Origin of the sequence: Paracoccus sp. pheM1, from assembly GCF_018499825.1 — a bacterium.
In the GTDB taxonomy this organism is placed as follows: domain Bacteria; phylum Pseudomonadota; class Alphaproteobacteria; order Rhodobacterales; family Rhodobacteraceae; genus Paracoccus; species Paracoccus versutus.
On the sequence record NZ_JAGXCX010000003.1, the window covers coordinates 324,720 to 348,498 of the forward strand.

Annotated in this window: 21 protein-coding genes; 16 read left to right on the forward strand and 5 right to left on the reverse strand. The window is 69.3% G+C overall.

Annotation, left to right across the window (positions count from 1 at the left end):
• The first annotated feature begins 3 nt into the window (after positions 1–3).
• The 3 genes from KF941_RS24335 to KF941_RS24345 are packed head-to-tail and all read left to right on the forward strand — an operon-like array spanning position 4 to position 2,239.
• Positions 4–1,044, forward strand: coding sequence for a branched-chain amino acid ABC transporter permease (locus KF941_RS24335; protein ID WP_214274824.1), 1,041 nt, complete (start codon positions 4–6; stop codon positions 1,042–1,044).
• Between the two features lie 21 nt (positions 1,045–1,065).
• Positions 1,066–1,899, forward strand: coding sequence for an intradiol ring-cleavage dioxygenase (locus KF941_RS24340; protein WP_036754448.1), 834 nt, complete (start codon positions 1,066–1,068; stop codon positions 1,897–1,899).
• Positions 1,900–1,906: 7 nt separating this feature from the next.
• Entirely contained in the window at positions 1,907–2,239 is a 333-nt protein-coding gene (locus KF941_RS24345) for a hypothetical protein (RefSeq protein ID WP_214274825.1), read from the forward strand.
• A 4-nt stretch (positions 2,240–2,243) separates the two neighbouring features.
• Here KF941_RS24345 and KF941_RS24350 read toward each other — a convergent pair whose 3' ends face one another.
• Positions 2,244–3,194, reverse strand: a complete 951-nt coding sequence (locus KF941_RS24350) for a LysR family transcriptional regulator (protein WP_214274826.1) — start codon at positions 3,192–3,194, stop codon at positions 2,244–2,246.
• Between the two features lie 93 nt (positions 3,195–3,287).
• Here KF941_RS24350 and KF941_RS24355 point away from each other — a divergent pair, with 93 nt between their 5' ends.
• From KF941_RS24355 to KF941_RS24370, 4 genes are all read left to right on the forward strand, one after another.
• Entirely contained in the window at positions 3,288–4,361 is a 1,074-nt protein-coding gene (locus tag KF941_RS24355; RefSeq protein WP_214274827.1) for a maleylacetate reductase, read from the forward strand.
• A 57-nt stretch (positions 4,362–4,418) separates the two neighbouring features.
• Complete coding sequence (locus tag KF941_RS24360) at positions 4,419–6,176, forward strand: FAD-dependent monooxygenase (RefSeq protein WP_214274828.1); 1,758 nt, start codon at positions 4,419–4,421, stop codon at positions 6,174–6,176.
• Positions 6,177–6,430: 254 nt separating this feature from the next.
• Complete coding sequence (locus KF941_RS24365) at positions 6,431–8,149, forward strand: arylsulfatase (RefSeq protein ID WP_214274829.1); 1,719 nt, start codon at positions 6,431–6,433, stop codon at positions 8,147–8,149.
• Between the two features lie 59 nt (positions 8,150–8,208).
• Positions 8,209–9,096, forward strand: a complete 888-nt coding sequence (locus KF941_RS24370; protein WP_214274830.1) for a formylglycine-generating enzyme family protein — start codon at positions 8,209–8,211, stop codon at positions 9,094–9,096.
• A gap of 204 nt (positions 9,097–9,300) precedes the next feature.
• On the opposite strand, the gene pcaF is transcribed toward KF941_RS24370, so the two are convergent.
• The 3 genes from pcaF to KF941_RS24385 are packed head-to-tail and all read right to left on the reverse strand — an operon-like array spanning position 9,301 to position 11,919.
• Complete coding sequence (gene pcaF / locus KF941_RS24375; protein ID WP_214274831.1) at positions 9,301–10,500, reverse strand: 3-oxoadipyl-CoA thiolase; 1,200 nt, start codon at positions 10,498–10,500, stop codon at positions 9,301–9,303.
• Position 10,501: 1 nt separating this feature from the next.
• Positions 10,502–11,173, reverse strand: a complete 672-nt coding sequence (locus KF941_RS24380; protein WP_214274832.1) for a 3-oxoacid CoA-transferase subunit B — start codon at positions 11,171–11,173, stop codon at positions 10,502–10,504.
• Complete coding sequence (locus KF941_RS24385) at positions 11,170–11,919, reverse strand: 3-oxoacid CoA-transferase subunit A (protein WP_214274833.1); 750 nt, start codon at positions 11,917–11,919, stop codon at positions 11,170–11,172. The genes KF941_RS24380 and KF941_RS24385 overlap by 4 nt, the downstream gene beginning before the upstream one ends.
• Before the next feature lie 108 nt (positions 11,920–12,027).
• Between KF941_RS24385 and KF941_RS24390 the strand changes: the two genes are divergently transcribed.
• A complete protein-coding gene (locus KF941_RS24390; protein WP_036754469.1) occupies positions 12,028–12,786 on the forward strand; it encodes an IclR family transcriptional regulator C-terminal domain-containing protein in 759 nt (252 codons plus the stop codon).
• On the opposite strand, the gene KF941_RS24395 is transcribed toward KF941_RS24390, so the two are convergent.
• Positions 12,783–13,421, reverse strand: coding sequence for a TetR/AcrR family transcriptional regulator (locus tag KF941_RS24395; protein ID WP_214274834.1), 639 nt, complete (start codon positions 13,419–13,421; stop codon positions 12,783–12,785). The genes KF941_RS24390 and KF941_RS24395 overlap by 4 nt on opposite strands.
• A gap of 275 nt (positions 13,422–13,696) precedes the next feature.
• On the opposite strand from KF941_RS24395, the gene KF941_RS24400 reads away from it, so the two are divergent.
• The 8 genes from KF941_RS24400 to KF941_RS24435 all read left to right on the forward strand — a co-directional run bounded on the left by KF941_RS24400 (position 13,697) and on the right by KF941_RS24435 (position 23,760).
• A complete protein-coding gene (locus KF941_RS24400; protein WP_214274835.1) occupies positions 13,697–15,337 on the forward strand; it encodes a bifunctional 3-(3-hydroxy-phenyl)propionate/3-hydroxycinnamic acid hydroxylase in 1,641 nt (546 codons plus the stop codon).
• 341 nt (positions 15,338–15,678) lie between these two features.
• Positions 15,679–17,556: a TRAP transporter large permease subunit gene (locus KF941_RS24405; protein ID WP_036754476.1), complete on the forward strand. Its 1,878-nt coding sequence runs from the start codon at positions 15,679–15,681 to the stop codon at positions 17,554–17,556.
• Positions 17,557–17,585: 29 nt separating this feature from the next.
• Positions 17,586–18,602: a TRAP transporter substrate-binding protein gene (locus tag KF941_RS24410; protein WP_036754479.1), complete on the forward strand. Its 1,017-nt coding sequence runs from the start codon at positions 17,586–17,588 to the stop codon at positions 18,600–18,602.
• Positions 18,602–19,414 carry an IclR family transcriptional regulator gene (locus tag KF941_RS24415; protein ID WP_214274836.1) on the forward strand — a complete coding sequence of 271 codons (813 nt, stop codon included), beginning with the start codon at positions 18,602–18,604 and terminating at the stop codon, positions 19,412–19,414. Before KF941_RS24410 ends, KF941_RS24415 begins: the two co-directional genes overlap by 1 nt.
• Entirely contained in the window at positions 19,411–20,580 is a 1,170-nt protein-coding gene (locus KF941_RS24420) for an acetyl-CoA acetyltransferase (protein WP_214274837.1), read from the forward strand. Before KF941_RS24415 ends, KF941_RS24420 begins: the two co-directional genes overlap by 4 nt.
• Complete coding sequence (locus KF941_RS24425; RefSeq protein WP_214274838.1) at positions 20,577–22,178, forward strand: acyl-CoA synthetase; 1,602 nt, start codon at positions 20,577–20,579, stop codon at positions 22,176–22,178. Before KF941_RS24420 ends, KF941_RS24425 begins: the two co-directional genes overlap by 4 nt.
• Positions 22,175–23,002, forward strand: coding sequence for a DUF296 domain-containing protein (locus KF941_RS24430; protein ID WP_214274839.1), 828 nt, complete (start codon positions 22,175–22,177; stop codon positions 23,000–23,002). The genes KF941_RS24425 and KF941_RS24430 overlap by 4 nt, the downstream gene beginning before the upstream one ends.
• Entirely contained in the window at positions 22,999–23,760 is a 762-nt protein-coding gene (locus KF941_RS24435; protein WP_072461212.1) for an SDR family oxidoreductase, read from the forward strand. The genes KF941_RS24430 and KF941_RS24435 overlap by 4 nt, the downstream gene beginning before the upstream one ends.
• Positions 23,761–23,779: the final 19 nt, after the last annotated feature.

Here is a 23,779-nt window from a genome sequence, read left to right on the forward strand (position 1 = left end):
GCCATGATGAAAACCACCTTTCCCGCATATCGCCCCCTGGCGCTCGCCGTCCTTGCCGCAGCCGCCCTGGCGCTGGTGCCGCTGATCGGCCCGCGCGCCGTGGTGCAGGATCTGTTCGGCATCCTCTGCCTGCTGGTGCTGGCGCTGAACTGGAACATGCTGGCGGGCTTTGCCGGGCTGGTCTCGGTCGGGCAGCAGGCCTTCGTCGGCATCGGCGCCTATACCATGTTCGCCGCCGTCATCCTGTTCGGGCTGGACCCGCTGGCCGGCGTACTGCTGGGCGGGCTGGTCGCCATGGCGCTGGCCGTGCCGGTGGCCTGTTTCGTCTTTCGCCTGAACGGCGCCTATTTCGCCATCGGCACCTGGGTCGCGGCCGAGATCGCCCGTCTGGGCCTGGGCCAGTGGAAGGCGCTTGGCGGCGGCACCGGCACCTCGCTGCCCAAGGGCACGACGCGCGACATGCTGGGCGTCGGGCCGGTCAAGGAATGGCTGGGCGTCTCCAGCGCGGCGGCCAGCGACATCGTGCTTTACTGGCTGGCCTTGGGGCTGGTGCTGGTGACGCTGGGCGTGTCCTGGGCCTTCCTGCGCTCGCGCATGGGGCTGGGATTGCAGGCGATCCGCGACAATGCCATGGCCGCGCGTTCGGTGGGCGTCGATCCGGTGCGGCTCAAGGCGCTGGTCTTTCTGCTGACCGCCTTCGGCACCGGCCTTTGCGGCGGGCTGCTGTTCATCCAGATCACCCGCATCACCCCGGACGCGGCCTTCTCGCTGTTGGACTGGACCGCCTTCGTGCTGTTCGTGGTGGTGATCGGCGGCATCGGCACCCTGCCCGGCCCCATCGTCGGCGTGGTGGTGTTCTATGCGCTGGAGCGGCTGCTGTCGGATTACGGCAGCGCCTATCTGATCGTGCTGGGCCTGTTCGGCATCGCGGTCATGCTGTTCGCCCGGCGTGGCATCTGGGGCAGCCTGTCCGGGCGCACCGGGCTGGAGCTTCTGCCGCTGGGCCACCGCGCCCCCGACCCTGCACCGGCCCTCCGGCCCTGAGATTCAAGAAAGGAAAGCATCATGTCCTATTTCACCGAAGCAGGCTCGGTCGAGGCGGTGAACGCCCGCATGGCCGAGGACATCGACCCGCGGCTGCGGCAGGTGATGGCCTGCCTGGTCAAGCACCTGCACGCCTTCGCCAAGGAAATCGCCCTGACCCAGGAGGAATGGGAGATCGGCATCGACTTCCTGACCCGCACCGGCCAGATCTGCTCGGGCGAGCGGCAGGAGTTCATCCTGCTCTCGGACGTGCTGGGCTTCTCCATGCTGGTCGATGCGATCAACAACCGCCGCCCCGAGGGCGCGACGGAAAACACCGTCTTCGGCCCTTTCCATGTCGAGGGCGCGCCGATCCGCGAGATGGGCGCATGCATCAGCCTGGACGGCAAGGGCGAAAGCTGCCTGTTCGAAGGCCGGGTGCTGGATCTGGACGGCAATCCCGTCGAGGGCGCGACCGTCGATGTCTGGTCCGACAATGCCGACGGCTTCTATGACGTGCAGCAGCCGGGCATCCAGCCGAAATGGAACAATCGCGGCCGCTTCGTCACCGGGCCGGACGGGCGCTACAGCTTTGTCGGCATCAAGCCGGTCAGCTATCCGATCCCCGACGACGGGCCGGTCGGGCAGATGCTGGGCAAGCTGGGCCGCCATCCCTATCGGCCGGCGCATATGCATTACATGGTGACGGCGCCGGGCTATCAGCGCGTCGTCACCCATACCTTCGTCGCCGAGGACGACTATATCGCCGACGATACCGTCTTCGGCGTCAAGGAGACCCTGATCGCCCCCTTCCAGCGTATCGACGGCGACACCCTCTGGCGCTCGCCCTTCGACTTCATCCTTGTCCCTGCCTGAGCCGATCATGCCCAACGTCAAGATCTATATCGACGAAACCCGCCTTACCGCCTGCCGCGGCGCCATCGAGGACGCGCTGCCCCGGCTGCGCGACCTGCTGTGCGACGGGCTGGCGGTCGAGGCCAGCGCCTGCCAGATCGCCGCCCTGCCGGTGGTGGGCCTGCCCGACCAGCCGCAGGTGAATGCCGAGCTGCTGATCCTGCCGCGCAGCGGACGCACGCCGGAACGGATCCGCGCCGTCGCCGGGACCATGCGGCAGATGCTGGAACAGGCCAGCGGCCTCGATGTCGCGGTGCGGGTGGGCATGCTGGACCCCGAGACCTATCTGGCGCTGAAATAGACCCTCAGCCGCGCCTCCGCGTCACCTGCTGGTCGTGTTCCATCCGCGCGGTCAGCCGGGCGAATTCCTCGGTCAGGAAGGCGATCAGCTGGCGCATGGCCGGCGGGCCGGGGCGGTTCTCGGGCATCAGCAGGCCCAGCTGCCGCTCGGGGTGGTCGATGCGCAGCGGCAACGCCTCCATCGGCACGCTGCGGCGCGACAGGAACACCACCGAATAGGGCAGCACGGTCAGCGCGTCGGAACCCGCCATCACCGACTGGATCGAGGCCAGCGTGCCGCCCGAGAAGCTGACGTTGAAATGCTCTTGCCCGATGGATTTCAGCGCCCGCTCCAGGTCGCGGTAAAGCGGGCTGTTGGCCGGCGGCGCGATCCAGGTATAGGGGGCCAGGTCGGCCTGGGCGATGGCCTTGCGCCGGGTCAGCGGATGGCCGGCGCGGGCCGCGACCACGTTGCGGCTGGGCAGGACCGGGGTGAAGCTCAGCCCCGGCGGCACCTGGCTGGGATGCAGGGGCAGGATCGCCATGTCCAGCGCGCCATTGCGCAAGGACGCCTCCAGCGTATCGACATAGCCATAGGACTGGTCGATCTGCACCTCGGGGTGGCGCATCTGGAAATCCGCGATCATGGTCGAGACCACCCCGTCCATGAAGATCGGCGAGCCGCCGACCCGCAGCCGCCCGGCATGGCCCTTGCGGAAGCGCTGGACCAGCAGGCTGGCCTCCTGGTTGGCAGCGCGGATGCGGGCGCCGAACCGCGCCAGGCTCAGCCCCAGCTCGGTCGGGCGCAGCGGGCGGCGGCCGGGCTGGAACAGCGGCATGCCGATGCGCTTTTCCAGCAGCGCCATGCTGCGCGAGACCGAGGGCTGCGACTTGCCAAGCGCCTCGGCCCCCTCGGTCAGCCCGCCCTTCTCGACGATCACCGCCAGGATTTCCAGATGTTCGCTGTCAATTTTCATAACTCATTATCATATTATGTTCCGTTCATCCGATCAATATCTGTCTTTGGCCGGTGTAGCTTGCCCAGGACCAGGATCGAGGGAGGAAAACCAGTGTCCTTTTTCCGCGAGGAATTCACCGCGCAAAGCCCGGCCGTCCGCGTGCGGTTCGGCAGCGGCCTGCGCAACAGCATCGCCGACGAGATCGACGCGCTCGGCGCCCGCCGCGCGCTGATCCTGACGACGCAGCAGCAGGCCGGGATGGCCGATGAGTTCGCCGCGCTTTGCGGCGACCGCGCGGCCGGCCGGTTCACCGGCGCGATCATGCACACCCCGGTCGAGGTCTCGGAACAGGCGACCGAACATGCCCGCAGCATCGGCGCCGACGTGCTGGTCGCGGTGGGCGGCGGCTCGACCACCGGCCTCGGCAAGGCCATCGCGCTGCGCACCGGCCTGCCGCAGATCGTCGTGCCCACCACCTATGCCGGCAGCGAGGCGACGCCGATCCTGGGCCAGACCGAAAACGGGCTGAAGACCACCATCACCGACCGCCGCGTGCAGCCCGAGGTCATCCTCTACGATGCCGAACTGGTCGCCACCCTGCCGGTGGCCATGACCGTGACCAGCGCGCTCAACGCCATGGCCCATGCCGCCGAGGGGCTTTACGCCCGCGACCGCTCGCCCCTGACCTCGCTGATGGCGGTCGAGGGGCTGCGCGCCTTTCGCGACGCCCTGCCCCGCGTCATCGCCGCGCCCGGCGACCTGGCCGCGCGGGGCGAGACGCTTTATGGCGCCTGGCTTTGCGGCTCGGTGCTGGGCCAGGTCGGCATGGCGCTGCATCACAAGCTTTGCCACACGCTGGGCGGCAGCTTCGACCTGCCGCATGCCGAGACCCATGCCGTGATCCTGCCCCATGCCATCGCCTATAACGCGCAGGCTGTGCCCGAGCTGCTGGCGCCGGTGGCCGAGATCTTCGGCGATGCCGATCCCGGCCAGGCGCTGCACCGCTTCGCCCGCGAAAGCGGCGCGCCGCTGGCGCTGCGCGACCTGGGCCTGAAGGAGGCGGACCTGGACCGCGCCGCCGAGATCGCCACCCGCAACCCCTATTGGAACCCGCGCCCGGTCGAGCGCGACGCCCTGCGCCGGTTGCTGGCCGCCGCCTGGGCGGGCGAGGCGCCGGGCCGCTGAGCCGCCGCCCGCGCGGCCACCCGTTTCGACGAAACCCTCTGGGAGGAGAGACCCCGAATGACTGATATCACCACCGATGTGCTGATCATCGGCACCGGCCCGGCCGGCTCGGCCACCGGCGCGCTGCTGTCCAGCTACGGCATCGCCAACATGGCGGTGAACCGCTATCGCTGGCTGGCCAACACGCCCCGCGCCCATATCACCAACCAGCGCACCATGGAGGTGCTGCGCGACCTTGGCCGCGACGTCGAGGACGAGGCCTATATGTTCGCCACCCATCAGGAACGGATGGGCGAGAACATCTTCTGCGAAAGCCTGGCGGGGGAAGAGATCGGCCGGCTGAAGGCCTGGGGCAACCATCCGCTGTCCAAGGCCGAACACCTGATGTCCTCGCCCACCCGGATGAACGACCTGCCGCAGACCTATATGGAGCCCCTGCTGTTCAAGACCGCCTGTTCGCGCGGCACGCAGGGGCGGCTTTCCACCGAATACCTGCGCCACGAGCAGGACGAGACCGGCGTCACCACCACCTGCCGCGACCGGCTGACCGGGCAGGAGATCACCATCCGCTCGAAATACCTGGTCGGCGCCGATGGCGGCAAGTCGCTGGTCGCCGAACATGCCGGCCTGCCCTTCGAGGGCAGGATGGGCGTGGGCGGCTCGATGAACATCCTGTTCCGGGCCGACCTGTCGAAATACGTCGCGCACCGCCCCTCGGTGCTTTACTGGGTGATGCAGCCCGGCGCCGATGTCGGCGGCATCGGCATGGGGCTGGTGCGCATGGTGCGGCCCTGGAACGAATGGCTGATCGTCTGGGGCTATGACATCAACGGTCCCGAACCGGAAGTGACCGAGGAATTCGCCACCGGCGTCGCCCGCCAGCTGGTCGGCGATCCCGAGTTGAAGATCGAGCTTTTGTCCGCCAACACCTGGACGGTGAACAACTTCTACGCCACCCGGACCTCGAACGGGCGGGTGTTCTGCATGGGCGACGCGATCCACCGGCATCCGCCGTCGAACGGGCTGGGCTCGAACACCTCGATCCAGGATGCGTTCAACCTGGCCTGGAAACTGGCCCTGGTGCTGAAGGGCCAGGCGGGCGAGCGGCTGCTGGACAGCTATGACGCCGAACGCGCGCCGGTGGCCAGGCGGATCGTGACCCGCGCCAACCAGTCCATCACCGAGACCGGCCCGATCTTTGCCGCGCTCGGCATGGCCGAGGGGGTCGACCCGGTGCAGATGCAGAAGAACCTGCAAGCCCGCACCGACGGCACCCCCGCGGCCGAGCTGCAGCGCGAGGCGATCCGCAAGGCCATCGCCTTCAAGAAATACGAATTCGACGCGCATGGCGTCGAGATGAACCAGCGCTATCGCTCGGACGCCATCGTGACCGACGACCAGCTGGAGCCGGACTTCCAGCTCGACCCCGAGCTGCATTACCAGCCGACGACCTGGCCGGGCGCCCGCCTGCCGCATGCCTGGCTGTATCGCCACGACGACGGGGCCGAGGTCTCGACCCTGGACCTGTGCGGCCATGGCCGCTTCACCCTGCTGACCGGGCTGGGCGGCGAAGCCTGGGCCGAGGCGGCCGGCAAGGTGGCGCGCGACCTGGGCATCGACCTGGTCGCCCATGTCATCGGCCCGCGCCAGACCTATGTCGATCACAGCGGCGACTGGGCCCGCGCCTCGGAAATCAAGGACAACGGCTGCCTGCTGGTGCGCCCCGACCACCATGTCTGCTGGCGTACGACCGGCCTGGTCGCGCAGCCCGAGGCGGAGCTGGCCCGCGTGCTGCGCCAGGTGCTGGCGCGCTGAGCCCCGGCCGCCGGGCGCGTTCCGCAAGCACGCGCCCGGCGGCATGCCGCAACCCGCCCCGGCAGGGGGCGCCGCGGGACGGCGCGTGGGGCCTGATATAACATCGCGGCATATTACCCGCCGATCATGTCATGCTGTGCCCCGCCCGCCTTTGCTAACCCTGCCGAGGGGGAGGAGACCCGGAAAGACAGGCCGGCAGCAGCGGCGCCGCCCTGCCGGGTCGCTCCTTCGCGAACAGGAGGAGGAGGAAGAACATGACGAAGCCGAAAAGACTGGCCACCTTGCCGCGCCTTGCGCTGAGCGTGGCGACGCTGGCCATCGCCCATCCGGCGCTGGCGCAGGACGCCCGCCCCAACATCGTGCTGATCGTCGTCGACGACATGGGCTATTCGGATATGGGCGCCTTCGGCGGCGAAATCCCGACGCCGAACCTGGATGCGCTGGTCGGGGACGGCGTGCAGCTGACCAATTTCCACGTCGCGCCGACCTGTTCGCCGACGCGGTCCATGCTGATGTCGGGCACCGACAACCATGTCGCGGGCCTGGGCAGCATGGCCGAGGAAATCCTTGACGAGCAGCGCGGCCATCCCGGCTACGAGGGCTATCTGAACGAGCGGGTCGTCAGCTTTCCCGAGGTGCTGCGCGACAGCGGCTATCACACCTATATCTCGGGCAAATGGCACCTGGGCGGCAAGGAGGGCCAGCGCCCGAACGCCCGCGGCTTTCAGCGCTCCTTCGCCATGATGAACGGCGGCGCGCATCATTTCGACCAGACCGGCATGATCGAGGCGCTGCCCAAGGCGAACTATACCGCCGACGACCAGCCGATCGAGCTGGGCGAGGATTTCACCTATTCGACGGATTACTTCACCGCGCAGCTGATCGAGCAGATCGATTCGGCCGCCGACGACGCGCCCTTCTTCGGCTATCTGGCCTATACCGCGCCGCATTGGCCCTTGCAGGCCCCGGACGCATCCATCGCGCTGTTCAAGGGCAAATACGACGCCGGCTATGACGCGATCCGCGACGCACGGCTGGCGCGGATGCGCGATCTGGGCCTGATCGGCCCGGATGTGCAGCCCAACACCGCCCCCGACCTGTGGCCGCATTGGAGCGAGCTCGACGCGGCGCAGCGCGCCACCGAGGCCCGCAAGATGGAGGTCTATGCCGCCATGATCCACGAGGTCGACCAGAGCGTCGGCCGCCTGGTCGATCACCTGAAGCAGAAGGGCGAATACGACGACACCATCTTCATCTTCTTCTCGGACAACGGCGCCGAGGGCCAGCTGCCCGAAAACATCATGGGCGGGCTGAACCGGGAATGGATCGACCGCGCCTTCGACAATTCGCTCGAGAACCTGGGCAGGCAGGGCTCGTATTTCGGCTATGGTCCCAGCTGGGCCTCGGTCAGCCAGACGCCGTTCCGCATGGTCAAGGGCTATACCTACGAGGGCGGCACCCGCTCGCCCGCCTTCATCTCCTATCCCGGCTGGAAGACCGGCGCGCGGCTGGACCAGTTCGTGCATGTCACCGACATCGCGCCCACGCTCTTGGACCTGGCCGGCGCCACGCCGCCCGCGCAGCGCGACGGCATCGCGCTGGCGCCGATGACCGGCCATTCGCTGCGGCCCTGGCTGGAGGGCCGGGCCGAGACGGCCCGCCCGCAGGACGAGCCGGTCTGCACCGAGCTTTTCGGCCGCGTCTCGGTCTGGAAGGACGGCTGGAAGATGGTGCATAGCAACACGCCCTGGGGCACCGGCGATTTCGAGCTGTTCGACATCAAGGCCGACCCGGCCGAGAATCGCGACCTGGCGGCGGATCAGCCCGAAAGGCTGGCAGGGCTGAAGGCCGACTGGCAGGATTGCCAGGAGCGCTTCGGCATCTACTGGAACGAGGGGCTGGCACCGCAGATGGTCTATTCCAACGAGGCCGAATACCTGTTCCCGCGCCCGCAGCTGGCCGGCGCCCGCTGAGGCCATGCAATCCGGCCCAGGGGCATCGCCGCCCCTGGGCCTTATCGAAAGGACCGGCCATGACCCTGGCCCGCCAGCACGACCCCGGCGACATGGCGCCCATCCCAGGCGGCCGCTTCCTGATGGGCTCGGACCGCTTCTATCCCGAGGAGCGGCCCGTCCGCCCGGCCGAGGTCGGGGCCTTCCTCATCGACCGCCACCCGGTCACCAATGCCGCATTCGCCCGCTTCGTCGCCGCGACCGGCCATGTCACCCAGGCCGAGCGGCCGCAGCCGCATCCCTCGATCCCCGGCCGCATGGTCGAGCCCTGCTCGGCGGTCTTCACCCCGCCGCTGCCCGGCACGGTGCCGAAAGGCCCGGCCAGCTGGTGGCGGCTGGTGCCCGGCGCCTGCTGGAAGCACCCGGCCGGCCCGGCCAGCGACCTTGCGGGGCTTGGGGATCACCCGGTGGTGCATGTCGCGCTGGCCGACGCGCTGGCCTATGCCGAATGGGCCGGCAAGGCGCTGCCGACCGAGGCGGAATGGGAATGCGCCGCGCGCGGCGGGCTCGCGGGCGCGGAATATGCCTGGGGCGACAGCCTGACGCCGAACGGCCGGCACATGGCGAACACCTGGCAGGGCGCCTTTCCCTTCGTCAACGACCTCGAGGACGGCTTCGCCCGCACCTCTCCGGTCGGCAGTTTCCCGGCCAATGGCTACGGGCTTTTCGACATGATCGGCAATGTCTGGGAATGGACGGTGGACGACTATGCCGCGCCCCGCGCCGAGCCCGCGCGCAGCTGCTGCCGCAAGCCGCAGGCCAGCGGCGCCGCGACCAAGGTCATCAAGGGCGGCTCCTATCTCTGCGCGCCGAACTATTGCCAGCGCTACCGCCCGGCCGCCCGCCATCCGCAGCAGACGGACATGACCACCGGGCACCTGGGCTTTCGCTGCATCCGGCGGCTCTAGCCGCGCGGCGGAAGCACTAGCAGGCTGCTGAAAAAGGATTTTGAGAGGGCGACGCAGCGGAAATCGTTCTGGATCCAGCTAATATCGGCCCGAAAATGGGGTGTTTTCGGCAAATTTGAGGCGGATTTCCCGGTTCCCCGCCCGCGCTGTCCTGTCGCAAGGACTTTTTCAGCAGCCTGCTAGGCCCCCGCCGCCGCCAGCGGCCTAGAACCGCTCCAGCGCCACGGCGATGCCTTGGCCCACGCCGATGCACATGGTCGAAAGCGACCGCCGCCCGCCTTTCAGCGCCAGTTCCAGCGCCGCGCTGCCGGTGATGCGGGCGCCGGACATGCCCAGCGGATGCCCCAGCGCGATGGCGCCGCCGTTCGGGTTCACCCGCGGGTCGTCGTCGGCCACGCCCAGCTGGCGCAGCGTGGCGATGCCCTGGGCCGCGAAAGCCTCGTTCAGCTCGATCACGTCGAAATCCGCCGGGGTCAGACCCAACCGCGCCATCAGCTTCTGCGACGCCGGCGCCGGGCCGATGCCCATGATGCGCGGCGGCACGCCCGCCGTCGCCCCGCCCAGCACCCGGGCGATGGGCGTCAAGCCGTGCTTCTTCGCCGCCGCTTCCGAGGCCAGGATCAGCGCCGCCGCCCCGTCGTTCACCCCCGAGGCATTGCCCGCCGTGACCGAGCCGTTCGGGAACAGCGGGCGCAGCTTGGCCAGCGCCTCGGCCGTGGTGGCGCGGGGGTGTTCGTCGGTATCGACCACCACCGGCGCGCCCTTGCGCTGCGGGATCGTCACCGGCGCGATCTCGCACGCCAGCCGGCCATTGGCGATGGCCGCCGCGGCCTTGGCTTGCGAGGCCAGCGCCATCGCGTCCTGCGCCTCGCGCGAGATGCCGTAGTCGTCGGCGACGTTCTGGCCGGTCTGCGGCATCGAGTCGGTGCCATGGGCCGCCTGCATCGCCGGGTTCACGAAGCGCCAGCCGATGGTGGTGTCGTGGACCTCGGCATGGCGGCTGAAGGCGGTTTCCGCCTTGGGCAGCACGAAGGGCGCGCGCGACATCGACTCGACGCCGCCGGCGATCATCAGCCCGGCCTCGCCCGCAGCGATCTGGCGCGCGGCGACCAGCACCGCGTCCATGCCCGAGCCGCAGAGCCGGTTGATCGTCGTGCCCGGCACCTCGAGCGGCAGGCCCGCCAGCAGCAAGGACATGCGGGCGACGTTGCGGTTGTCCTCGCCCGCCTGGTTGGCGCAGCCATAGACCACGTCGTCCACCGCCTGCCAGTCGAGCCCCGCATGACGCGCCATCAGCGCGCGCAGCGGCACCGCGCCCAGGTCGTCGGCGCGGACCGAGGCCAGCGCGCCGCCGAACCGGCCGATGGGCGTGCGGATATAGTCGCAGATGAAGACTTCGGTCATGTCACAGCTCCGGCACGACCAGGTCGCCGACCGCACCGTCCAGGTGCAGCCGCGCGCCGGTCACGGCTTGCAGGTCGTCAAGGGGAATCGCCGGCAGCTTCTCGCGCAGCACGAAACGGCCGTCCTGCACGTCCACCACGGCGAGCGAGGTATAGACGCGGGTCACGCAACCCACCCCGGTCAGCGGCAGGGTGCAGGCTTCCAGCAGCTTGGGCTTGCCGTCCTTGGTGACATGGTCGGTGATGACCGCGACGCGCTTGGCGCCATGCACCAGGTCCATCGCGCCACCGACCGCCGGCACGCCCTTGGGCCCGGTGGACCAGTTCGCCAGGTCGCCGTTCTGCGCCACCTGGTAGGCGCCCAGGATCGCCACGTCCAGATGCCCGCCGCGCACCATGGCGAAGCTGTCGGCATGGTGGAAGAAGGCCGCGCCGGGCTTCAGCGTGATCGCCTTCTTGCCGGCGTTGATCAGATCCCAGTCCTCCTGGCCCGCGGGCGGGGCCTCGCCAAAGCCCAGGACGCCGTTCTCGGTATGGAACACCGCCTGGCGGCCGGGAGGCTGGAACTTGGCCACCATCTCGGGAAAGCCGATGCCAAGGTTCACATAGGCGCCGTCGGCGATGTCCTGCGCCGCGCGCCAGGCGATCTGGGCGTTGGTCAGTTTCCGGGTCATGCCTGCACCTCCTGGGGACGGGCGGGGGGATAGGCCGCATCGGCGCGGTTCAGCGCCTCTTCCTGCGCCGGGTTCGCAATCTCGACGATGCCAGAGACGAAGATGCCCGGCGTCACCACATGCTCGGGGTCGATGCCGCCCGGCGCGACCGCCCGCGTCACCTGCGCGATGGTGCGCGCCGCCGCCATCGCCATCAGGGGCGAGAAGTTCCGCGCCGCCATGCGATAGGTCAGGTTGCCGTAATGGTCGCCCAGCTCGGCCTTGATCAGCGCCACATCGGCCTTGAGCCAGCGCTCCTGCACATAGGGCCGGCCGTCGAACTCGGCCACCGGCTTGCCGCGGGCCAGGTCGGTGCCATAGCTGGTGGGCGTGTAGAAGGCCGGGATGCCGGCGCCGCCGGCACGGATGCGCTCGGCCAGCGTGCCCTGCGGCACCAGGTCCAGCGCGATCTCTCCGGCCAGGTATTTCTCGGTAAAGACCCGCGGATCGGCCGAGCGCGGGAAGGAACAGACCATCTTGCGGACCATGCCCTGCTCGATCATCGCCGCGATGCCGACATGGCCGTTGCCGGCATTGTTGTTGATGACGGTCAGGTCCCTGGGGCTGCCGGTGGCCAGATAGCGGTCGATCAGCGCGTGGATCAGCTCGATCGGCGCGCCCGAGCCGCCGAAGCCGCCGATCATCACCGTGGCGCCGTCCGGGATGCCGGCGATCGCCTCGGCCAGGTTGGGGATGCGTTTGTCCATGAACTCCTCCTGCGGGTTCCGGGGATGTCATGCGCGCATGGGGGCCGCGAGGCCAGAGGTTTCGTGCGGATGTTGACATTTGTTCAAACTGCGTAAAAACCTGTGCGCATGGTGAACAAGACCGATTTCATCGCCTCGCTTGCCAAGGGGCTTGGCGTGATCGAGGCGTTCCGGGCCGAACGCCCGCGCCTTTCCATCGCCGAGGTGGCCGAGGCGACGGGGCTGGACCGGGCGACGGCGCGGCGCTGCCTGCTGACCCTGCACGAGCTGGGCTATGCCGATTACGACGGCAAGTTCTTCACCCTGACGCCGCGCATCCTGCGGCTGGGCATGGGGGCCTTGGCGGCGATGCCGCTGGCGCAGCTGGTGCAGCCCTGGCTGGACCAGCTGTCCGAGCAGATCGGGCAATCGACCTCGGTCTCGATCCTGGACGGGACCGAGATCGTCTATCTGGCGCGGGCGGCGCAGCGGCGGGTGATGTCCATCGGGCTGATGCCGGGCTCGCGGCTGCCGGCGCATTGCACCTCGATGGGCCGGGTGCTGCTGGCCGCCCTGCCCGAGCCCGAGGCGCGCGCCATCGTCGAGCGCTCGGACCTGACCCCGCGCACCCGGCACAGCCTGACCGCGCCGGACGAGATCATGGCGCGCATCCGGCAGGCCCGCGCCGACGGCCATGCGGTGATCGACCAGGAGGTCGAGCTGGGCCTGCGCTCGCTTGCCGTGCCGCTTTGGAATGCGCATGGCCGGGTGGTGGCGGCGCTGAATACCGGGGTGGCAGCGGTGCAATCCTCGGCCGAGGAACTGGTCACGCTCTACCTGCCGGCGCTGCTCCGGGTGCAGGAGGGGCTGCGCCGGGTGTTGCGCTAGCGGCCGGGCAGCGGCGGGCGCGGCCGGCCGGCCAGCTCGGTGGCGCTGGCCAGGTCCAGGCCGGCCATGCAGAGCAGGCGGGCCACGATCCGCTCGCTTTCCGCGGGCGAAAGCTGGCCTTCGGTGATCGCCAGGCTGGCGCCGATCAGCGCGTGGCAGGTCAGCCGCCAGGTCAGTTCGGCCACCTCGGCCTCGAACCGGCCGGCCGCCGAGGCCTGGCGCAGGTCGCGGATGGCAAAGGGGCCCATCATGCGGAACAGCGCATCCGCGATCACCTCGGAACGGTGCAGCATCTGCCGCCAGCGCGGATCGCCGGTCGCGGTGTCCAGCACGGTGCGGATGCCGAAGGCATAGACCTGCGCCGGATCCTCGAACCTGTCGGTGACGGCCTGGATGCTGACCCCCAGGTCGTGCATCAGCCCTTCGAGCACGGCGATGGCCAGTTCGTCCTTGGACCGGAAATAGTTGTAGATCGTTCCGGCACCGACATCGGCGCGCTCGGCGATCTCCAGCATGGTGGCGGCTTCGGCGCCCTTTTCGGTCATGATCTCGCGCGCGGCCTTGATCAGCGCCGCCCGGTTGCGCCGCTGGCGCCGCGCCACGCGGCCTTCGCCCTGGATCCCTGCCTCGGCCATGTCCTGCTCCGTATTCGGACCTGAACCATATTCGGAAACGAATCGGATCTCAAGCCGAGGGGCGGGCTTGCGCCGCCGGCGCGACAAGAAGCCGCGGGTAGTGCGGGAGTTTTTGGCGTCCAGCCAATGGGTTGCAAGTTCCCGGCCAGTATGAATTATAATCAAAGTTGACGATCATTCATTTTTAGAACAAATTCACCGCCGACCGATCCGCCCGCAAGGGAGCGCGGGCGATCGGGCCGGAACCCCGGCAATCGTTTCAGGGAGGAGCAAGGATGACCCCATCAACCCAAGCCAGCGACACCGATGTCGCCATCGTCGGCGCCGGCCCGGTCGGCACGCTGCTGGCGATCCTGCTGGGCCAGCGCGGCAAGCGCGTGACGCTGATCGAGCGCTGGAGCACGCATTACGACCTGCCGCGCGCCGTGACCTTCGACCACGAGATCGCGCGCATCCTGGCCACGCTGGGCATCGACGCCGAGAGCGACCCCTCGATCAACCATCACGACGAGCTTTATTACTGGCGCAACGCCAAGGGCGAGAACCTGCAGGTGGTGGACTGGCAGAGCCAGTCGGCCAGCGGCTGGCGCGTGCGCTACTGGTTCAACCAGCCGCTGCTGGAAAAGCGCCTGCTGAAGCTGGCGGGCGGCATGCCGGAAATCACCATGATGCGCGGCTGGAACGCCGTCGCGCTGGACCAGGATGCCGAGGGCGTCACCCTGGCGCTGCAACAGAACCCCGAAGAGGTCGGCCCGGACGGCGAGCGCCGGACGATCCGGGCGAAATTCGTCGCCGGCACCGACGGCGCCAACAGCTTCGTGCGCCATGCGCTTGGCATCGAGAACGAGGACAGGGGCTATTTCTTCGACTGGCTGATCCTCGACATGCTTCCGAAATTCGACTACCGCGCCTCGCGCCCGGATGAGCCGGCGCAATGGCAGCTTTGCGACCCCAGGCGCCCGACCACCATCGTCCCCGGCGGGCCCGCGCCGCAGCCCGGCCAGCCCGACCGCCGCCGCTGGGAGTTCATGGTCCTGCCCGGCGAATCGGCGGCCGAGATGCAGAGCCCGGAAAGGGCGTGGGAACTGCTGCAACCCTGGGGCCTGACCCCCGAGAATGCCGAGCTGGAGCGCGCCGCCGTCTATCGCTTCCAGGCCCGCTGGGCGAAGCAATGGCACAAGGGCCGCTGCCTGATCGGCGGCGACGCGGCACACCTGATGCCGCCCTTTGCCGGCGAGGGCATGTGCGCCGGCGTCCGCGACGCGGTGGCCATGGCCTGGCGGCTGAACCTGATCCTCGAAGGCAAGGCGGGCCTCGGCCTGCTGGACAGCTATACCAGCGAGCGCAAGGACCACGCTTGCCATTACATCGACTTCAGCCAGGAGCTGGGCAGCATCATCTGCATCGCCGACGAGGCCGAGGCCGCCGCGCGCGACGCCCGCATGATCGCCGAGCTTCAGGCCCGCGGCCAGCGGCCGGTGCCGACCGACATCTGCCATCTCGGCCCCGGCGCCTGGTGCCCGGCCAGCGCCCATGCCGGCGAGCTGTCGGTGCAGGGCGTGGTCGAGCACAAGGGCCGGCGCGACCGCTTCGACCAGGCGGTGGGCCGGGGCTGGGTGGTGATCGGCTACGAGGCCGATCCGCTGGCGGCGCTGACGCCCGGACAGCGGGCGCAGCTCGACCTGCTGGAGGGGTTCGGCGTGCAGGTCTGCGCCCCCGGCGGCGGCTGCACGGTGATCGACACCGAAGGCACCTACAAGCGCTGGCTCGATGAGATCGACGCGAAATACGTGCTGATCCGGCCGGATTTCTATGTCGCGGCCACGGCAAACAGCGCCGAGGCTTTCCGGCAGCGCGTCGATGCGGTGATGCAGGCGCTGGACCTGGCCGACAGCCCGGCGCTGGCGGCCGAGTAAGGGGCGGGCCTCCGATCCGGGCAAATGGCCTGATCGGTGCCTTCCAGCGCATCGACGGCAAGACCACCATTCGATGGACGCGGGGTGCAAGCCCGCTGACAGAAACGGCCGCGCCGGCTTGGCGCGGCCGTTGTCGTTTGCCGCCGGGAGAAGATATTCCATTACATGGAATGACATATCTGCAGAATATGGCCAGAGAGGACTGAAAGCCCGGCTCCCAGCAATTTTTACTTGCACTTTGCCGAGAATCGCCCAGAAATTCCCGAAAACGCGGCAGCTGTCATGTCCATATCATGGATCGCCAGCAGGGAGGGGAGGCCCGCCGCCATGGGAGGGATGCGATGCAACTGACCGACACCCAGCCAGAGGGCGAGCTGGCCCTGGGCGGCATCGAGGCCTTGGCCGAGCCCAAGCGCGCCGAACGCTGGATGCGCCCGGTCGAGATCCTGGCCGCCGGCCTTCTGGTGGTGATGATCGTCACCGTGCTGGCGAACGTGTTCTTCCGCTATGTGCTGGCCAAGCCGCTGATCTGGGGCGACGAGGTCGCATCCATCAGCTTCATCTGGATGGCGATGCTGGGCGCGGCGCTGGCGGTGGACCGGCACGAGCATATGCGCCTGACCGTGTTCCTGCCGCTGCTGCCCGAGCGGCTGGCGCGGGTGGCCGAGGTGGCGGGGCAGGTGCTGGTCTGCGTCCTGCTGCTGCGGCTTTTGCCGGTCGCGGTGGAATATGCCTATGAGGAAAGCTTCGTCAGGTCGCCGGCGCTGGGGCTGCCGATGTCCTGGCGCGCCTCGGCCCTGCCGGCGGGGATCGGGCTGATGGCGGTGCTGGCGGTGATTTCGGTCCTGCGGTCGCGCGAATGGCGCATCATCGCCGCGACCCTGGCCGTCACGGCGGCGGCGGTGGCGCTGATGTGGTTCGCGCGGCCGGCGCTTCTGTCCATCGGCAACTGGAACCTGCCGATCTGGCTGGGCCTGCTGGTCGCGGTGCTGCTTTGCATCGGCGTGCCCATCGCCTTCTGCTTTGCGCTGGGAACGCTGGCCTATCTGACCTTCGCCAGCCATGCGCCGATCTTCGTGATGATGGGCCGCATCGACGAAGGGATGTCCTCGCTGATCCTGCTGTCGGTGCCGGTCTTCGTGCTGCTGGGCTGCATCCTCGACGCCACCGGCATGGGCAAGGCCATCGTCAATTTCCTCGCCTCGCTCCTCGGCCACGTCAAGGCGGGGATGAGCTATGTGCTGCTGGGCTCGATGTTCCTCGTCTCGGGGATTTCCGGCTCCAAGGTCTCGGACATGGCGACGGTGGCCCCGGCGCTGTTCCCCGAGATGCGCAGGCGGGGCCATTCCGCGCCCGAGATGACGGCGCTGCTCGCGACGGGCGCGGCCATGGCCGATACCGTGCCGCCCTCGATCGTGCTGATCGTCCTGGGCTCGGTCGCCGGGGTGTCGATCGCCGGGCTCTTCACCTCGGGCTTCGTGATCGCCATGGTGCTGCTGGTCGTGCTGGCGGTGCTGGCGCGCTGGAAGGCGCGGGCCGAGGACATGTCGGGCGTGCGCGCCGCCACCCTGCCGCTGATCGGCAAGACCGCGCTGATCGCCGCGCCGGCGCTGGTGCTGCCCTTCATGATCCGCAGCCTGGTCGGCGGCGGCGTGGCGACGGCGACCGAGGTCTCGACCATCGCCGTGGTCTATGCCTTCGTCATCGGCGTCGTGCTGTATGGCGGCATCCCGGTCCGCAGGCTGGGCACCATGCTGGTCGAGACCGCGGCCATGTCGGGCGCGATCCTGCTGATCCTGGGCGCGGCCTCGGCCATGGCCTGGGCGCTGACGCAATCCGGCTTTGCCCGCGACCTGATGGCCGTCGTCACCGGCCTGCCGGGCGGCTGGATGGTGTTCATGCTGGCCTCGATCCTGATCTTCCTGATCCTCGGCTGCGTGCTCGAGGGGCTGCCGGCCATCGTGCTCTTGGCACCGATCATGTTCCCCATCGCCCGCGGCCTGGGCATCCACGACATCCATTACGCCATGGTCATCGTCACCGCGATGAACATCGGGCTGATGGCGCCGCCCATCGGCATCGGCTTCTACATCGCCTGCAAGATCGCCAACGTGCCCGCCGACCAGGTCATGCGCCGGATCTGGCCCTATCTGGCGGCGCTGCTGGTCGGCCTGCTGGCCATCGCCGCCGTGCCGGCGTTCTCGACCGCCTTGCTTTGACGTCAACAACCCTCGGGGAGGAGGAAACCATGACCATCACCCGCCGCAGCATCCTGATGGGTGCCGCCGCAGGCGCGCTTGCCGCGCCCTTCATCCGGCCGGGCGCCGCCCGTGCCGCCGAGTTCAGCTACAAGATCGCCAACAACCAGCCCTTGGAGCATCCCAGCAACGTGCGGCTGGCCGAGGCGGTCAAGGCGATCCTCGAGGAAACCTCGGGCGCGGTGGACATCCAGATCTTCCCCTCGAACCAGCTGGGCGCCGATACCGACGTGCTGGGCCAGCTGCGCTCGGGCGGGGTCGAGTTCTTCCAGCTTTCGCCGGTGATCCTGTCGACGCTGGTGCCGAACGCCTCGATCAACGGCGTAGGCTTCGCCTTCCCCGACTACGACACCGTGTGGAAGGCGATGGACGGCGAGCTGGGCGCCTATGCCCGCGGCCAGATCGAGAATGCCGGCCTGGTGGTGATGGACAAGATCTGGGACAACGGCTTCCGGCAGACCACCACCTCGACCAAGCCCATCCAGACGCCCGAGGATTTCCAGGGCTTCAAGATCCGCGTGCCGGTCAGCCCGCTCTGGACCTCGCTGTTCTCGGCCTTCGGCGCAGCGCCTGCCTCGATCAACTTTGCCGAGGTCTATACCGCGCTGCAGACCGGCATCGTCGACGGGCAGGAAAACCCGCTGGCGATCATGAAGGTCGCGAAGCTGTGGGAGGTGCAGAAATACCTGTCCATGACCAACCACATGTGGGACGGGTTCTGGCTGCTGGGCAACCGCCGCGCCTGGGGCGCCCTGCCCGAGGACGCGCAGCAGGTCGTCGCCAAGCATTTCAACGCCGGCGCGGAACGCCAGCGCGAGGATGTCATGGCGCTGAACGCCACCCTGCGCGGCGACCTGGAAAGCCAGGGCTTCGTCTTCAACGACGTGGACCCGCAGCCCTTCGAGGACAAGCTGCGCGAAGCGGGCTTCTATGCCGAGTGGAAAAAGACCTATGGCGACGAGGCATGGGAGATCCTGGAAGCCGCCGTCGGCCGGAAGCTGGCCTGATGATGGACGCGCCCGCCCCTGAAGCGACCGGCGGCGCGCAGGCGGTGGCGCGCGCGCTGTCGCTGCTGTCGCTGGTCGGAAGGGGCGGCGACGCGGGGCTGGCGCTGGGGCAATTGGCCGCCGCCTCGGGGCTGACAAGGCCCACGGTGCGGCGGCTGCTGCTGGCCCTGGCCGCAGCGCGCATGGTCGAGCAGGACCGCCGCAGCCGGCGCTATCACCTGGGCCCCGAGGCCTATCTGCTGGGCACGTTCGCCGCCGAGCGCCACGGCATCCTGCATCACGCCCGCGACTCGATGCTGCGGCTGGCGCGCCAGACCGGCGACACCCTGCTGCTGACCGTGCCGCAGGGCGACCATACCCTGTGCCTTGAGCGGATCGAGGGCGATTTCCCGATCCGCACCCACGCCCTGATGCGCGGCGACCGCAAGCCGGCCGGCGTCGGCGCGGGCGCGCTGGCGATCCTGGCCGCCCTGCCCGCGCCCGAGGGCGACGCGCTGCTGCGCCGCGTGGCGCCCTTGGCCGAGGCGCTGGCCCCCGGCCTTGCCCCGGCGCTGGCCGAGGATCTGGCACAGGCGCGCGCGACCGGCCATGCGCTGAACCCCGGCCGGGTGGTGCCGGGGTCGTGGGGCCTGGGCGTGGCGATCCTGTGGCCGGACGGGCGGCCGGCCGGCGCGCTGTCCATCGCCGCCATCGAGAACCGCATGGGCGAGGCCCGGCAGGCCGAGCTGGCCGCCCTGCTGCACCGCGAGGCGCGGCTGGTCGAAGCCCGCCTTGCCGCGCTGGACACGCAACCGAAAAGGAACATCGCATGACAGATCCGCTGATCGTCGGCTGGGCACATACGAAATTCGGCAAGTCCGAGGCGCCCGACACGCTGGCCCTGATGGCCGAGGTGGCGCGGCCCGCGCTGGACCATGCCGGCCTGCCGCCCGATGCCGTCGACGGCATCTTCGTCGGCGTCTACAACAACGGCTTCTCGCGCCAGGATTTCCAGGGCGCGCTGGTCGCCATGGGCACGCCGGAACTGGCGGGCGTGCCGTTCATGCGCACGGAAAACGCCTGCGCCACCGGCTCGGCCGCGCTGTATGCGGCGGCGGATTTCATCGCCTCGGGCCGCGGCAAGGTCGCCCTGGTGATCGGCGCCGAGAAGATGAGCGCGACCCCCGGCGACCAGGTCGGCGACATCCTGCTGTCCGCCAGCTACGTCCCCGAGGAGGGCGAGATCCCCGGCGGCTTCGCCGGCGTCTTCGGCCGCATCACCGAGAGCTATTTCCAGCGCCACGGCGACCGTTCCGAGGAACTGGCGATGATCGCCGCCAAGAACCATGAAAACGGCATGCGCAACCCCTATGCGCATATGCAAAAGCCCTTCGACCTGGCCTTCTGCAACACCATCTCGGACAAGAACCCGCGCGTCGCCGGGCCGCTGCGGCGCACCGATTGCTCGCTGGTCTCGGACGGGGCGGCGGCGCTGGTGCTGGCCGCGCCCGAGGTGGCGACCGAACTGCAGCGCGCCATCCGTTTTCGCGCCCGCGCCCAGGCCGGCGACCTGCTGGCGCTGTCGCGGCGCGATCCCATCGCCTTCGACGGCCCGCACCGGGCCTGGGCGGCGGCGCTCGATCAGGCCGGGCTCGGCATCATGGACCTGGCGCTGGTCGAGACGCATGACTGCTTCACCACCGCCGAGATGATCGAATACGAGGCCATGGGCCTGGCCCCACGTGGCCAGGGCTGGCGCGTCATCCGCGACGGCGTGACCCGGTTCGACGGCGCGCTGCCGGTGAACCCCTCGGGCGGGCTGAAGTCGCGCGGCCATCCCATCGGCGCCACCGGCGTCTCGCAGCATGTCATGGTCGCGATGCAGCTGGCCGGCGATGCCGGCGCCATGCAGGTGCCGGGCGCCAGCTTGGGCGGGGTCTTCAACATGGGCGGCGCGGCGGTCGCCAGCTATTGCTCGATCCTGGAGCGCGTGAAATGACGGAACCCGCCATCGACCCGGCCGGCGGCCAGCGCCCGGTTTCGACCAGGGTGATGAACCTTGCCACCTTCCTGACCCAGGCCGCGCGGCGCGACCCCGACGGCATCGCGCTGGTCATGGGTGAGGCGCGCTGGACCTGGGCCGAGTTCGAGGCCCGCACCGACGCTCTGGCCCATGCGTTGCAAACCCGCTTCGGGCTGCAAAAGGGCGACCGGGTCATGTGCCAGTCGCAGAACTGCATGGAGATGATGCAGGCCATGTTCGCCACCTGGCGCGCCGGCGGCGTCTGGGTGCCCGCGAATTTCCGCCAGACGCCCGAGGAGGTGGCCTGGCTGACCGAATCCTCGGGCGCGACGCTGATGTTCTGCAACGCCGCATTCCCCGATCACGCGGCGGCCTGCGGCGTGACCACGCTGGTCTTCGGCGAGGCCGGTTTCGGCCCCTCGGTGCAGGCGATCACCGCCGAGCATTGGGGAAGCCGCCCGCAGGTCGCCGTGGTGGATCGCGACGATCCCTGCTGGTTCTTCTTTACCTCGGGCACCACGGGCCGGCCCAAGGCCAGCGTTCTGACCCATGGCCAGATGGCCTTCGTGGTGACCAACCACCTGGCCGACCTGATGCCGGGCCTGACGGGCGAGGACGCCTCGCTGGTCGTGGCGCCGCTGTCGCATGGCGCGGGCGTGCATCAGCTGACGCAGGTGGCGCGGGGGGTCAAGACCGTGCTGCTGCCGACCGAGCGTTTCGACGCGGCGCAGGTCTGGGATCTGGTGCGGGAATGGCGGGTGTCCACCATGTTCACCGTGCCCACGATCCTGAAACTGCTGGTCGAGCATCCGGCGACGGTGGCGGCCGACACTTCGTCGCTGCGCTACGTGATCTATGCCGGCGCACCGATGTATCGCGTGGACCAGCAAAGGGCGCTGCGCGTCCTGGGCAAGGTGCTGGTGCAATATTTCGGCCTGGGCGAATGCACCGGCAACATCACCGTCCTGCCCGCGCATCTGCACGAGGCCGAGGACGGCCCCGCCACCCGCATCGGCACCTGCGGCCATGCCCGGACGGGCATCGAGATCCAGGTCCAGGACGACCAGGGCCGCGAATTGCCGCCCGGCCAGACCGGCGAGATCTGCGTCATCGGCCCCGCCGTCTTCGCCGGCTATTACCGCAACCCGCAGGCCAATGCGAAGGCGTTCCGCGACGGCTGGTTCCGCACCGGCGACCTGGGCCACATGGACGAGGCAGGGTTCCTGTATATCACCGGGCGCGAGTCGGACATGTTCATCTCGGGCGGCTCGAACGTCTATCCGCGCGAGATCGAGGAAAAGATCCTGACCCATCCCGCCATCACCGAGGTCGCGGTGCTGGGCGTGCCCGACCCGCTTTGGGGCGAGGTCGGCTGGGCGATCTGCGTCGCCCAAACCCCCGTGGCCGAAGAGGAGATGGCGGCATTCCTGGCCCCGAAACTGTCGCGCTACAAGCTGCCCAAGCGCTTCCTGTTCTGGGAGGCGCTGCCGAAATCGGCCTATGGCAAGATCACCAAGAAGATGATCCGCGAGGAGCTGGAGGCGCGCGGCTTGCTGGAGCAGGCCCCGGCATGAACATGGTCCATCCCGGCCCCCGCGCGGCCGAGCGCGTGCAGGCCCGGCGCGCCGCGCTGCGACCCATCCACGGCAGGCTGCGCGCGGGCCAGACGGTCATGCAGGCGGTGGGCGATCTGTTCGCCGCTCACGGCTGCAAGGGCGGCGTCCTGTCGCTGGCGGGGGTCCGCTGCGAACCGATGCGCTATGTGCTGCCGGCGCTGTCGACCGACGGGCTGCACGCGGCCTGGTATTCCGCGACCCATGCGCCCGCGGGCCGCTGGACCATCGACAGCGCCACCGCCAGCGTGGGCCGCAAGGACGGCGCCCCCTTCCTGCATTGCCATGGCATCTGGTCGGGCGGAGGCGATACCGCCATGGGCCACCTGCTGCCCCTGGATTGCGTCATCGCCGAGGACGCTGCGGTCTCGGGCCTCGGCGCGGCCGAAACCTGGTTCGAGGCCCTGCCCGACCCGGAAACCGCCTTCACGCTGTTCACCCCGCAGGGCGGCGGCGACGGCCCCGGCCTTTTCGCCCGTATCCTGCCCGGCGAGGACGTGGTCGCGGCCATCGAGAGCCTCGCCGCCCGGCACGGCATCGCCACGGCGCGGCTGCACGGCGTGGGCAGCATCGACCATATCCGCTTCGCCGAGGGGCATCGCATGGACTGCCTGGCCACCGAACTGCGCCTGGACGGCGCGCGGCTGGTCCAGGGCGCGGCGCATGTCCCGATCGAGGTCGTGGACATCCACGGCCATATCGCGCGCGGCACGCTGGAACGGGGCGCGAACTCCGTCGGCGTGACGCTGGAACTCATCATCGAACCGACAGGGGAAACGCCATGAAAACCGCCATCGTCACCGGGGGCTGCCGCGGCATCGGCCTGGCCGCCACCGAGATCTTCCTGGAGCAGGGCTGGCGCGTCGCCATGGTCGACCGCGACACCGAGGAACTGCACCGGGTCGCGGACGGCATGGAGAACGTGCTGGCGGTCGATGCCGACGTCTCGGACCCCGACCAGGTCGCGCGCATGATGGCCGAGACCGTGGCCGGCTTCGGCCGCGTCGATGCGCTGGTCAACAACGCGGGCGTGGCGCTGTTTTCCCGCGCGGGCCGCACCAGCTTCGAGGAATGGCGCGAGGTGATGGCGACGAACCTGGACGGGGTGTTCCTCTGCACCCAGGCCGCGGCGCCGGAACTGGCCCGGACCGGCGGCGCCATCGTCAACATCGCCTCGATTTCCGGGCTGCGCGCCTCGACCCTGCGGGTGGCCTATGGCACCTCCAAGGCGGCGGTGATCCACCTGACCAAGCAATTCGCCGCGGAGCTGGGCGAGCTGGGCATCCGCGTCAATTGCGTCGCCCCCGGCCCGGTCAAGACCAAGCTGGCGGCGGCGGTGCATGCGCCCGAGATCATCTCGGCCTATTACGACGCCATCCCGCTGAACCGCTATGGCGAGGCGCGCGAGATCGCCGAGGCCATCGTGTTCCTGTGTTCGGACAAGGCCAGCTTCGTCTCGGGGCAGACGCTGGCGGTGGACGGCGGCTTCGATGCCACCGGCGTCGGCCTGCCGGCGCTCAGGCGCGAGAACGCGCCGGCCTGATCCGCCGGGCGGCGCGCGG